The 12341-nt window shown below is 44.8% G+C and carries 10 protein-coding genes; 5 read left to right on the top strand and 5 right to left on the bottom strand.

Going from position 1 to position 12341, the window contains the following annotated elements:
• Positions 1-11: 11 nt before the first annotated feature.
• Together GGE08_RS04130 and GGE08_RS04125 are read right to left on the bottom strand one after the other, a co-directional pair.
• Positions 12-1847: an SLC13 family permease gene (locus tag GGE08_RS04130; RefSeq protein WP_179383615.1), complete on the bottom strand. Its 1836-nt coding sequence runs from the start codon at positions 1845-1847 to the stop codon at positions 12-14.
• An 18-nt stretch (positions 1848-1865) separates the two neighbouring features.
• Positions 1866-2657, bottom strand: a complete 792-nt coding sequence (locus GGE08_RS04125) for a universal stress protein (RefSeq protein ID WP_179383614.1) — start codon at positions 2655-2657, stop codon at positions 1866-1868.
• 194 nt (positions 2658-2851) lie between these two features.
• Between GGE08_RS04125 and GGE08_RS04120 the strand changes: the two genes are divergently transcribed.
• The 3 genes from GGE08_RS04120 to GGE08_RS04110 all read left to right on the top strand — a co-directional run bounded on the left by GGE08_RS04120 (position 2852) and on the right by GGE08_RS04110 (position 5479).
• On the top strand, positions 2852-3820 hold the full coding sequence (locus GGE08_RS04120) for an ROK family protein (RefSeq protein WP_179383613.1): 969 nt from the start codon (positions 2852-2854) through the stop codon (positions 3818-3820).
• Positions 3821-3922: 102 nt separating this feature from the next.
• On the top strand, positions 3923-4636 hold the full coding sequence (locus GGE08_RS04115; RefSeq protein WP_179383612.1) for a DUF2490 domain-containing protein: 714 nt from the start codon (positions 3923-3925) through the stop codon (positions 4634-4636).
• A gap of 111 nt (positions 4637-4747) precedes the next feature.
• Entirely contained in the window at positions 4748-5479 is a 732-nt protein-coding gene (locus GGE08_RS04110) for an energy transducer TonB (protein ID WP_179383611.1), read from the top strand.
• 50 nt (positions 5480-5529) lie between these two features.
• Here GGE08_RS04110 and GGE08_RS04105 read toward each other — a convergent pair whose 3' ends face one another.
• Both GGE08_RS04105 and GGE08_RS04100 read right to left on the bottom strand, forming a co-directional pair.
• Complete coding sequence (locus GGE08_RS04105) at positions 5530-6732, bottom strand: succinylglutamate desuccinylase/aspartoacylase family protein (protein WP_179383610.1); 1203 nt, start codon at positions 6730-6732, stop codon at positions 5530-5532.
• 1 nt (position 6733) lies between these two features.
• On the bottom strand, positions 6734-8581 hold the full coding sequence (locus tag GGE08_RS04100; protein WP_179383609.1) for a CBS domain-containing protein: 1848 nt from the start codon (positions 8579-8581) through the stop codon (positions 6734-6736).
• A gap of 185 nt (positions 8582-8766) precedes the next feature.
• On the opposite strand from GGE08_RS04100, the gene hemN reads away from it, so the two are divergent.
• Together hemN and GGE08_RS04090 are read left to right on the top strand one after the other, a co-directional pair.
• On the top strand, positions 8767-10125 hold the full coding sequence (gene hemN / locus GGE08_RS04095) for an oxygen-independent coproporphyrinogen III oxidase (RefSeq protein WP_179383608.1): 1359 nt from the start codon (positions 8767-8769) through the stop codon (positions 10123-10125).
• 18 nt (positions 10126-10143) lie between these two features.
• Positions 10144-10968, top strand: coding sequence for a universal stress protein (locus GGE08_RS04090; RefSeq protein WP_179383607.1), 825 nt, complete (start codon positions 10144-10146; stop codon positions 10966-10968).
• 92 nt (positions 10969-11060) lie between these two features.
• Here the strand turns inward: GGE08_RS04090 and GGE08_RS04085 are convergent, their stop codons facing one another.
• Entirely contained in the window at positions 11061-12329 is a 1269-nt protein-coding gene (locus tag GGE08_RS04085; RefSeq protein WP_179383606.1) for an acetyl-CoA hydrolase/transferase family protein, read from the bottom strand.
• Positions 12330-12341: the final 12 nt, after the last annotated feature.

The raw sequence follows: 12341 nt of genomic DNA, 5'->3' as shown, positions 1-12341 counted from the left end.
GATTTTAATGGTTAGAAGCTCCATATCCATGGAACCAATACTAATGTTGCTATAAAGAAAAGCAGGAGCAAGGGGCCGCCCACTTTTACATAATCCATAAATTTATATCCTCCTGCCACCATCACCATGGCATTGGTGGTGGTTCCCACCGGGGTCAAGAATGCCGTAGATGCACTCACGGCGACCGCAATCATGAAGGGCTTTGGCGAAACTCCCAATGTGGTCGATGCAATGATGGCGATTGGTGCCATCAAAACCGCAGTTGCCGAGTTGTTGATGGTTTGACTAAAGGCTGCGGTCAACAGGAATATGCCAGCCAACAAAGCGACTGGGTGGATGCTTCCCAAACTGCTCACCAAACTTTCTGCGGCCAATTGTGCCACTCCTGTTTTTTGCAATGCCAGTCCCATTGGAATCATTGCGGCAATCATTACCACGCTGGTCCAACTTATCCCTTGATATGCCTTGGAGATGGGCACACATCCTGTCAACATCATAATCCCTGCACATATAAGGGCCGCCATGGCACCTGGCAATATGTTGAGAACCAACAAAAGAATCATCAATATCAATGTACCCAGGGCAATGTAGCTCCTTGTGGTCAATTGATCCACGTTTTTGGACAGCGCCTCCGGACTTCCAGATATCACCAAGTTCTCGTACACGGATTTCAAGGCAATAATGTTTTCCCACTGTCCGCGGATCACGAAGGCATCCCCAGCCTTGATCTTGATTTTCCCCATCAAGGGAACGTTATCTCTCGAAACCGCCAAGAGTTGGACTCCCGCCTGTTTGAGGTAGTGTCCCAAGGGCACCGTTTTACCAACAAAAACCGATTTTGGGGTAATGATCATTTCTGCCATGCCCACCTCCTGATTGATCAGCTCTTTTTTGAGCATATCCTTCTCTGGTTTCAATGGAATCACCCCCAAATGAAACTTAAGCACCAACTTATCCACATCTTCAGGCTCTCCCTTTACTGTTATGATATCATGATAGCGCATTTCGGTATCCAAGCCCGGCATTTCCACAAATTGCGGAATTCTTTGGAGTTTGTTGGGATGTCTTCGTTTAAGCCGCATCACGGACACTTTGTGTTCCGACTCAAAATTCCAATCCCCAATTTTGGTATTGATCAATTGGGACATGGAGCGAATGCGCAGGCGATATAGGTTATCCCCAATACTGTAGTTCTCAATCCACTTGTGCATTTCCTGATCAATCGCCATAGGCTTGTTATTGGTTCTATGTTCGGGAAGCAGTTTATGTCCTACATATCGAAAGTAAAGGATGGAGATGAGGAGCAATGGCACTCCTATCAAACCAAATTCAAAGAACGAAAACCCTGTAAGACCATTTTGGGCCAAGGCATTGCTCACAATAATATTGGGGGGCGTCCCTGTTAGGGTCAACAATCCACCTGTATTGGAGCCAAAAGCCACCGGAATCAATAACTTGGATGGCAGGGTACCTGCATTCCAAGCCGCGGTGACGGTTACTGGCAGCAAAGCTGCCACGGTTCCCGTATTGCTCACAAATCCTGACAAAAGACTGGACCCCAAGGTAACAATTACCAAAAGTCGGGAAACGTTCCTACGGGCCCATTTCACAAAAAATTGTCCGGCCATGGCGGTCCATCCTGTTCTGGAAAGTCCTTCGCCAATAATAAAAAGGGCCGCGATCATGATCACGGTGGGGTTGCTGAAACCTGCCAAGGTCTCACCCAAATCCAAAATACCGGTCAAAAAGAGCGATAGCATGGCCATAAGGGCCACAACATCGGGTGGGAATTTCCCCCATATAAACAATATGATGGTAATTCCAAGAATGATCAGCAGTGGCAGCATGCTAGTTATTTCAGAAGGTTAGTCCAGTGCCAACACCGGAATCTCGGAGTGCAAGGTCAATAGTTTGGTGAGCCTGCCCTCCGAAGGTGTACTTTTTTCGGTATGGTTACGGGGCAATATGGTCAACATGTCAATATTTTTCTTTTTGATGTAGTCCAATATCCCTTGCTCTACATCTTCACTTTTAATAAAAGTGTGGTCCGCATAAAAATGCTCCAAATAGTACTCCAAAAGGTTCTCGTTGGATTCCTTTATAGCCTCCTCATCGTATACGGATTCTTTGTAAATGGTGAGTACATGGACCCTGGCATCAAAAGAGCGGGCCAAGTCCAACAAGGTTCCCAACACGGCTTTATCCTCAATTTTTTCACCTCCCATGACCAACGCAATGTTCTTGGGCTCCTTAATACCAGTGCCGTAGGGAATGGCAAGAACCGGGCAGTCGGCCTTCAAGACCAATTTTGAAGTATTGGTGATGGCCTCATCGGTAATCTTATCGCCCATGGTGCCCATCATGATCAAATCGGCCTTGCTCTTTTCCTGTACCGAAAGAATGGTACTGATCACCTCTCCCGTATCCGTGGTGAACTCTGGGTCCACTTTTAATTTGGTCTTGAATGAATCCAGCAACTGCAAAAATTCTTTGCGAAGTTTTTCGTTATCAGCCTCGCTCAAGGGCATAGTGCCTACGTAAAGCCCCAAAATGCCGATTGATCTTTGGGTACCTATAAAACTGACGACATATTCCAGGGCGTTTACGGACGCCTCTGAAAAATCAAATGGAATCAATACTTTTTTTAAACTGCTCATACCTAAAATTGTTAATTGGTTGTATTTGTTTTCAAAAGTAGAATCGGACTACGATCTATAACATGACAGAAGTCAGTGTTTTCAACTTTTCCATGATATTAGCAAAAAAACGGCCGTCATAAAAATCGAGAGGGTTATTTTATTGCCACCTTTTTGGTTATATTTAGAAACCGCAAAACAACACCGCTTTAGTTATGGATTTAGTCATTGGGATAGACATTGGTGGCACTAAAACCAAGATCGGCCTTGTTGATGAACAGGGTGTTTGCCACGAACAAACCTTTTTTAGAACGAAGGATTTCCCCAATTTGGAAGAGTACCTGAACAAAATAAAGTCTACCTCCGATGAGCTATTGGACCAATTGGGACAAGATGCCAATGTAATCGGTTGCGGTATTGGGGCACCCAATGCATCCAGTAAAAATGGCACCATTGAAAATGCCAGTAATTTGTTGTGGAAGGGTACCGTTCCCTTGATTGAAAAATTAAAGAAGCGCATGCCCATGCCCATGCGCATTATGAACGATGCCAGTGCAGCTGCACTGGGGGAAATGCTCTTCGGCGGTGCCAAAAACATGACCGATTTTATCGTGATTACCCTCGGTACCGGTTTTGGTGCCGGAATCGTTGCCAATGGCCAATTGATCGATGGCTATGACGGCTTTGCCGGCGAATTGGGCCACGTGGACATGACGATGGGAGACGGCAGATTGACGGGGCTTGGCGTAAAAGGCGGATTGGAAGCCTATGTTTCCGCCACGGGCCTTAAGCGAACAGTAATGTACATGCAGAGCAAATATTTGGTGGATAGCCGTTTTAGGGATATCGCCTACAATGATTTGCATGGGGAAGATATTACCCAAGCAGCGGAGGAAGGGGACGAAATTGCCCTAAAGGCCTTTGATTATACCGCTCGCATCATGGCACAAGCACTGGCCAATTTTACCGCTTTTACCCAACCGGAAGCCTTTATTTTAATGGGTGGACTCACCAACAGTGGCAAATGGATCATGACCCCTTTGGAGAAGTACTTCAACGGGTTTCTGCTTGATGTTTACAAGGGCAAGGTGAAGCTCCTACATTCCAGCATGGAAGGAAAAACCGCTGCCATCTGCGGTGCTGCGGCCCTTATTTGGGAAAACGAAAAGAAAAAACAAGCCTAACCCATCTTTTTTTGCCGAAAAAGGCAGTCTATGACAAACGTCATACTTTGTCGTGGTATTTAATGAAAACCTTTGTACTCCAACAATCAAAAGCGATTGACCATGGGGTTTGCAAAGTACCATTGTGGATGGATCTATTCCTTTATATGTTCCATTCTGCTATCCCAATCCCTTTTTGCACAGCATCCAGAAGAAAACGAGTATGGCTCATGGCTCCTGCTATGCGGAACGGCCAAAGTACATGAGGATTGGAGCATACCCGCTGTAGGCATCATTCGGCACCACCACATGCTGGATAGGTACGGGTTCTTTTTCTTTAGGACGGGTGCTTCGTATCAAACTGGTCAAAACTCAGAACTTACCGGTGGACTTGCCCTGCTCAACTCCAGTTCTTATTCCGAAACCACTACAGTATCGAATACCAATCAGCTCTGGCTGTATGGTGAGTACACCTTAAATTCAAAATTCAACGATAATTCCATTTCCCATCGAATACGATTTGAGAATAGACGTTCCATTGGCGGTGAGCCGACAAAAGTGAACAATAGGATCCGATATCGGCTACAATATGTACGGCCCATCCGAAACGGTTTCTATTTTAAGGCCTTTGATGAACTGTTCCTTGCCATTGATGGGGATACATTTGATCAAAATCGGGTATTTGTTGGTTTTGGCCGTCAAATGAGCAAGGAGATCAAGGCAGACATCGGTTACTTTAATCATAAGTTCAGCGATTCCAGCGATCATATGCTGCGGTTGAGTATTTCATTCTCTATTGATCTTACAAAAAAAGACATGGCACTATTGACGGATTAAATTGCGTAACCTTTTGACAACAAAAACCTTACCTCAGCCCAAAACCTGATTATTATCATATTCTGCATGATTGAAGAAAGCTACCTTTAACAGAGTTAAATAGTAGAAGTCATGAAACCAAAAAAGAACCCAAACGCAGAAATAGGACGCAATAGCAGTCTTTATTTTATGATAGGACTTACTTCGGTATTGTTCATGACATGGCAATCCTTTGAAGTAAAGTTCTATGACGAGGAATCCAAAGTTTCAGAAGTTGTACAGGTAACCGACGAACTTAAGGAAGATGTACCCATTACAGAAGTAATTCGCACTGCGCCCCCACCACCTCCGCCATCGGCCCCCGATGTTATTGAGATTGTAGAGGACGTGGAAGATGTAAAAGAGACCATAATCGAAAGTACCGAAAGCAGCCAAGAGACCTTTATCGAGGATGCCGTGGTAAGCATCGAGGATGTAAATGTGGAAGAGGTCGAAGATGACATAGTAATACCTTTTGCCGTTATTGAAAATGTACCTGTGTTTCCGGGCTGTGAAAACCTTCAAAGTCAAGAAGAACGCAAAGCATGCTTTAACGAAAAGGTTCAGGAACACATCAAAGCAAATTTCACCTATCCGCCCGCTGCACTGGAGATGGGAATTACCGGAAGGGTATACCTTCAATTTGTGATCGATTCCAAAGGAAGGGTTACCGGCATCCAAAAAAGAGGTCCTGACAAACTTTTGGAAAAAGAAGCTGAGCGTATCATCGCTTCCTTGCCCAGAGTGAAACCCGGTGAGCAGAGAGGCAAGGCCGTAAGTGTTAAATACAGCATTCCCATTAACTTTGTGATGAAAGGAAATTAAGCCAACTATCCTCTATACCTAAAGGTCCAAGACAGTTCTTGGGCCTTTTTTTATGATTTGAACCAAGTTGTTTCGCTGTACTCCTGCGATTTAGATGCGCTTTCCCTGTTCTTGGCGATGAGGTGACCGCTATCGTACCTGCGGGCCCGATACCCCAACAGGTGGAGAAAGGGCTTGGCAAAAAATCGGGCTATGCGAAGATTGATCAACAAAGTGTCTTTTTTCTCATCCGCCCACGATACCCCAGGAAGCTTAACCAAAATATGGTCTACTTTAAACTTTCGTAACTTTTTGGAAAGCCATAACAAAAATTGCGGAATTGGACGAATAAAGTAGAATCCTTCGTTGCCCTGTTTTTGATAAAGGGGCATAAAGATTTGCCGGGTCTTTGTGGTTTTGAGGGCCACACCATCCACCGAGGCCAAATTGACCCCCTTGGGCACCACTTGAAAATTGACAAAACCGGGATACATTTCAAAGGTGGACTCGGGACCAATATCATGCTGATGATAAATCTCGAAAAACCGGTGTCTGGGTCTACTGGATTCGGCGACAGCCCCCTTCAATTCCTGAAGTTTTTCAAAAGAAACGGGCATTGATTCGGTCAGTGCCAAGGAATACCGAACAAACTCAATACAACTTTGAACCGCCTTGCCATCATCATGCTGTCCGCTTTCAAAACCCAGCGATACATAGCCCAGTTCATTGATGTAGCTCAATAAGGCTCCTTTTAAGTATTCCTCAATTCCCAATATAATGGGCAATGGGTAATGTGATGCATAGGTACGGTTCAGCAAACTATCGTTGAGCACCATAAAAGGTGATGTATCGCCCGAAGTGGTATGAAGGTCTAAAAAATAGAATGGAGGGTTTCCTGTTTCGAGGACGGAATCTATCAGGACATACAAATCATGTAGTTCCTTTTCTTCCTTATTGTGAATCTCCTTTTTCTCGACAATCCTTGTGATTCGTTCCGAAAACCAGATCCTGTTCAAGTCTTCGTCCTGGAACCGTTGTCTTGTTGTAAGGGCGCCCAAGTTTCCAGAAATCGCATAAATTTCTCCATTGATGGCGGTGTTGTTCAACTTAAGTTCATCAAATACTTCCTTCAAAGCGAACACACCTGCTGTTTCATTACCATGTACCCCGCCAAAAAAAACAAGTGTGGGGCCTCCCTTTTTTCCACGAATATGATCAATGACCCTATCAATTTTTACGGTCTCATCCAATGCCGTGCTATGAACCAATACCATACTACTTCAAATCAACTTTGCTGATGATTCCCACAATGTGGGTGTCCACACAAATGGGCAAACAGCCGATATTGTGCTCGTTCATCAATTCCTTTGCTTTGCTTATCTCGGTTTTGGGCGTTATGGTGATGACATCCTTGACCATGATATCACCCACCCTGGCCCCCTTTTTGTCCAATTGCTCAAACTTTTCGATATGGCTCCAAGTAAGTAGGCCAACGAGCTCACCTTTTCCATTTTCTACGGGCAGATGATGTATGTTGTTCCATTGCATGATGGAGAGGGCCAAATTGGCATAATCATCCTCATAAAGCTTCATAAGCTTGGTGGACATGATCTGGTTGACCCACTTAAAGGATTCCTTGGTCTCTCCCATATTCTCGATGGGCTTCCATTGGTGTACGGGAATATTCGTCTGCTGATTTTTGTACATAGATCGGGTCAATTGTACGATGGCACTGTCCAGTTTCATTTGTTTGCGGAGTTCCCTAAAGTTATGGATCTGCCACTCTGCACCAGTATTGCCTTTCATTCGTGCTTCAATCACTCCCAAAAGTCGTTCAATATCCTCTTCATCAACATGAAACTTTTTCAGGCCGTCATAGGCCATGGGCAAAAATTCTTCCTTAACCAATTTTTTAGCCGTCATATCCTTTCCCATCCAGGAAAACATGGCATTCCTACCACTTGTGGCCGCCCTTAAAAAGTTGAGCTTGGCGGTCCTAAAGTCCATTAGACTGGGCATATCGTCATATTTTTTGGGTCTACCGGCCATAAGTCCGACCCAGAAAGCAAAGTTGGCCATTTCGTCCAAAACTGTAGGTCCAGCCGGAATGTATCTGTTCTCGATTCTCAGATGGGGTTTACCGTTGCCAACTCCATAACAGGGTCGGTTCCAGCGATACACCGTTCCATTGAAAAGACTAAGTGCTTCCAATTTTGGTATTTCACCCTTGTCCAACATGTGCAATGAGTTTTGGGTAATCGGCTTGGTCAATAGAATGCGATGGGTGGAAATATCCTGCTTAAAGATTTCTGCAACGGAGTGCTTTTGCCAGCGTTCCCCAAAACCTACCCTTGCCACTTCCTCCCGTAGGGCCTTGGTCCAAACCCGGGTATCCAAGCTTTGCTGAAAAAGGGCAATCCGTGTTTCCCGCCAAAGTTCCTTACCCAATAACAGAGGTGAATTACAGCACATGCTCAATACCGGTCCGGAAATAGCCTGTGCCCAATTGTAACTCTTGGTAAAATCTTCGGGAGGTATTTGAAGATGCAGCTGAAAACTGGTATTGCAAGCTTCAAAAAGGACCGAATCATGGTGTAGCGACAACTCATCGACGCCTTTTATGCGCAGGGTGAAATCATCCCCGCGCCATGCTTTCAGGACTTCGTTTATCTTAAAATACCTAGGTATCGGGGTCATAAAATCCATGCCCAACTCATCTTTGCTGATGGTGGGTAAAATACCGGTCAACAAAATCCGGCTACCCTGCTTTTTAGCAGATTGTTTTGCCTTTTCGACCAGTTCGGTCAGTTGATGTTCCATAGAGCTGAAACTATTCTTTTTCAGCGTAATGGGATCAAGGTTGGCCTCAATATTATAGGTGGCAAATTCTGTGGTGTAGTGCGGGTCGTCCAAATCCTTCAGAATATCCAAGGAATTTGAAGCGGGCCTATAATCATCTTTGATGAGGCACATTTCCTGTTCGGCCCCTATTCGCACAATATCATCTTCAATCAAGCCGTCTTTGATCATGATTTCCAAGGCGTGGATATCATCGATCAGTTGCTGTACAAATAGTTTCCGTTCCTCCTCGTTGAAAGCGCTTTTTGCAATATGTTCTCCCATGGGACCTAAGTTTGTGCCTACTTCTCCTCCCTATAAAAGTACAGCTTCAATAAAGGGCAAAATATGATACTCGTCAGTACAAGCATTTACCCTATCAGCTTTTTAGGCGGTTATCCTGACAATTATCATGTTTTATGCGAGCCATCAACGGTATTTTTGGCCTATAATCAAAAGGTATGCAGCTTATGTGCGGATTAGTACAAAAATACAATGTTCCGGGCCCTCGATATACGAGTTATCCTACTGTGCCCTATTGGGACATCAATAGTTTTTCAGGCAAAAAATGGAATTCGAGTGTACTCAGGGCATTCGAAGAAAATCCCGAAGAGGGTATCAGTGTATACATTCACCTGCCCTTTTGCGAGCATATGTGCACGTTTTGTGGATGCCATAAAAGAATCACCAAGCGCCACGAAGTGGAGCGACCCTATATTATATCGGTTTTGAAAGAGTGGGAGTTGTATGTTGACCTTTTGGGCTCAAAACCCGTTATAAAAGAGCTTCATTTGGGCGGTGGAACCCCCACTTTTTTCTCTCCCGAGAACCTTAAAATATTGATTGAAGGAATTGTTCGGCTGAGCACCAAAACCGATGATATCGAATTTAGTTTTGAAGGACATCCGAACAATACTACACGGGAACACTTACAGGCCCTTTATGATGTAGGGTTCAGAAGGGTCTGTTTTGGAGTACAGGACTACAATCTCACCGTTCAACGTGCCATTAACAGGATTCAACCCTTTGAGAATGTAAAGAACGTTACCGATTGGGCCAGGGAAATTGGGTATACCTCGGTGGGACACGATATCATTTACGGACTTCCGTTCCAAACCTGTGACGATGTAGAGAACACCATCATTAAAACCAACGCCATCAAACCCGACAGGATTGCGTTTTATAGTTATGCGCACGTGCCATGGCTCAAGGGCAACGGACAACGTGGCTACAAGGAGGAAGATTTACCATCATCCGTAGAAAAAAAAGCCCAGTACGAAATGGGCAAACGAATGCTTTCCGAATTTGGGTACAAGGATGTGGGTATGGACCATTTTGCATTGCCCACGGACAGTCTGTACAAGGCCTTGGAAAATGGGACACTGCACCGAAACTTTATGGGCTACACCCCATCCAAGACCAAACTAATGGTCGGTTTGGGCGCTTCCAGCATCAGCGATAGCTGGTATGGCTTTGCCCAAAATGTGAAGAATGTGGAGGAATACCAGAATTTGGTTTCGCATGGAGTTATCCCTATTTTTAGAGGACATATCCTTAATGAAGAGGACGAAATCCTCAGAAGGCATATCCTCAATATCATGTGCCGATTTGAGACAAGCTGGAGCGAGGAGGACGAAAAATCGGTTGATTTTGATATGGTATTGGACAACCTTTCCGAACTGGAGAAGGACGGATTGGTAGCACTGGACAACCAACAGATTAAGGTAACCGATAAGGGAAGACCATTTGTACGAAACATCAGTATGGCCTTTGACCTTAAACTGCAAAGAAAAAAACCAGATACCCGAATATTTTCCATGACCGTTTAACCTAAAAAAAACAACAAGATGAAAAGTATTATTGTACCGGTTGATTTTTCAAATCAATCAGAAAAGGCCCTAAAAGTGGCCGCTTCATTGGCAAAACAGCAAAAAGCTGAGCTCTTTGTGCTCCATATGCTAGAACTCTCCCCCGCCATTATGGGAGATTCCGGATATATTTCACAGGAACAAGTGGTGCACCTTATCAAACTCGGTGAACAACGATTTGCCGACTTTTTGGACCAACCCTATCTCAAGGAAATAAAACTCACCCCCATTATCAAACACTACAAGGTATTCAGTGAAGTGGCGGAAGTGGCCGAAAAACACGACGCCGACCTTATTGTGATGGGTTCCAATGGTGTTGATGGATTGGAAGAAATCTTTATAGGCTCCAATACTGAAAGAGTGGTGCGCACCTCGGATGTACCCGTATTGGTCATCAAAGGGAATGAGGCAGAGGATTTTGACCCCAAAAACTTCGTTTTTGCCTGTGATTTTGAGAAAGAAAGTGTCCCTGCTTTGAAAAATGCCCAAAAAATGGCAAAAATCCTTGGCTCAAAATTACATATGGTGTACATCAATACTCCAGGTGATGAGTTCCTGAGCACCACTGATGCCCAAAGCAAGATCGATGCCTTTTTGAAGGAGGCCAATATAGATTTGACCGTAGAGATTTTCAACGATTATACGGTTGAAAAGGGCGTTCTCAATTATAGTGATGAAGTTGATGCAGACCTTATTGGCATCCCTACCCACGGAAGAAGAGGGTTGTCCCACTTTTTTATGGGAAGTATTGGCGAGGACATTGCCAACCATGCCAAAGCACCTGTAATCACCTTTAAGATTTAATGGATTACATTTTTGATTGGTTTCGTGTAATTCTAACGAAAAGGGGGCAATTTTAAAATTGCCCCCTTTTTATTTCTGTCTTTATTTTCCACTTAACCATGGAATCTTTCGTAAGCCGCTCTTTCCAACTCTTCCCTATGATCGGGGTGGGCAATCGAAATTAAGGCGCTGGCTCGCTGTTTTAGGTTTTTACCGAACAAGTTTACCACGCCATATTCGGTAGCCACATAGTGCATGTGTGCCCTAGTGGTGGTTACACCCGCTCCTTGTTTCAAAAATGGGGTTATTTTGGAAACACCTTTTTTGGTAGTAGCGGACATGGCGATAATCGGCTTTCCTCCCTTGGAAAGCGAGGCTCCCCTCATAAAATCCATTTGACCCCCTACCCCGGAGAATTGGTACCCTCCAATGGTATCGGCACAAACCTGACCGGTAAGATCGATCTCTATGGCACTGTTAATGGCCGTTGCCTTGGGGTTTCTTCGGATTCTGGCCGTGTCGTTGGTATAACCGGAATCCCTAAAATCACAAATGGGGTTATCGTCGATGAAATCATATAATTTTTGAGAGCCTACAGCGAAGCAGCTCACAATTTTACCGCGTTTTACCGCCTTTTCCTTTCCATTGATCACACCACTTTCCAACAAGGGCAGCACGCCATCCGAAAACATTTCGGTATGGATGCCCAGGTTTTTGTGGTTGCCCAGGTTGGACAAGACCGCATTGGGAATGTTACCGATTCCCATTTGTAGGGTTGCGCCATCCTCGATCAACGATGCCACGTGTTTGCCAATGGCGTGTTCCACTCCGGAAGGTTCGGTAGGAAGATGTGCATGAATGGGCCTGTTTACCTCTGTGGCGAACACGATTTCATCGACATGGACAATACCTGTACCATGGGTTCTAGGCACCTGCGGATTGATCTGTGCCACTATTTTTTTTGCAGTTCGGATGGCCGGCAATGCCACATCCACCGATACTCCCAACGAACAGTAACCATGCTTGTCCGGAGGGGATACTTGAACAAAGGCCACATCCAACGGCAAATACTCGTCGGCAAACAACCAAGGTATCTCACTTAAAAAAACAGGGATGTAATCCCCCATATACGAGTTTACGAAGTTCCTAACGTTTCCGCCCACAAAGCATGCGTTCAGGGTGAAGGCCTCACAATAGGGTTCCCTGGTATATTTGGCATCTCCTTCGGTATGAATGGAAATGATTTCCACGTCCTTCAATTCCTTGTGACGGTCGCAGAGTGCATCGATCAATTCGTTGGGCGTCATTGCCGCTCCTTGGAAAAAGACCCGGTCTCCTGATTTTACAATTCCTACCGCTTCTTCCGCTGATGTTATTTTCATTATGGATTTGAT

Origin of the sequence: Allomuricauda sp. ARW1Y1, assembly GCF_013407935.1 — a bacterium.
In the GTDB taxonomy this organism is placed as follows: Bacteria; Bacteroidota; Bacteroidia; order Flavobacteriales; family Flavobacteriaceae; genus Flagellimonas.
The sequence above is the reverse complement of the archived record's forward strand: the minus strand, read 5'-3'. Positions and strand labels throughout refer to the sequence as shown.

Excerpts from the sequence above, each read along its gene's own strand:
- GGE08_RS04130 (WP_179383615.1), bottom strand. The coding sequence starts at position 1,847 with ATGCTGCCACTGCTGATCATTCTTGGAATTACCATCATATTGTTTATA.
- GGE08_RS04125 (WP_179383614.1), bottom strand. The coding sequence starts at position 2,657 with ATGAGCAGTTTAAAAAAAGTATTGATTCCATTTGATTTTTCAGAGGCG.
- GGE08_RS04120 (WP_179383613.1), top strand. The coding sequence starts at position 2,852 with ATGGATTTAGTCATTGGGATAGACATTGGTGGCACTAAAACCAAGATC.
- GGE08_RS04115 (WP_179383612.1), top strand. The coding sequence starts at position 3,923 with ATGGGGTTTGCAAAGTACCATTGTGGATGGATCTATTCCTTTATATGT.
- GGE08_RS04110 (WP_179383611.1), top strand. The coding sequence starts at position 4,748 with ATGAAACCAAAAAAGAACCCAAACGCAGAAATAGGACGCAATAGCAGT.
- GGE08_RS04105 (WP_179383610.1), bottom strand. The coding sequence starts at position 6,732 with ATGGTATTGGTTCATAGCACGGCATTGGATGAGACCGTAAAAATTGAT.
- GGE08_RS04100 (WP_179383609.1), bottom strand. The coding sequence starts at position 8,581 with ATGGGAGAACATATTGCAAAAAGCGCTTTCAACGAGGAGGAACGGAAA.
- hemN (WP_179383608.1), top strand. The coding sequence starts at position 8,767 with ATGTGCGGATTAGTACAAAAATACAATGTTCCGGGCCCTCGATATACG.
- GGE08_RS04090 (WP_179383607.1), top strand. The coding sequence starts at position 10,144 with ATGAAAAGTATTATTGTACCGGTTGATTTTTCAAATCAATCAGAAAAG.
- GGE08_RS04085 (WP_179383606.1), bottom strand. The coding sequence starts at position 12,329 with ATGAAAATAACATCAGCGGAAGAAGCGGTAGGAATTGTAAAATCAGGA.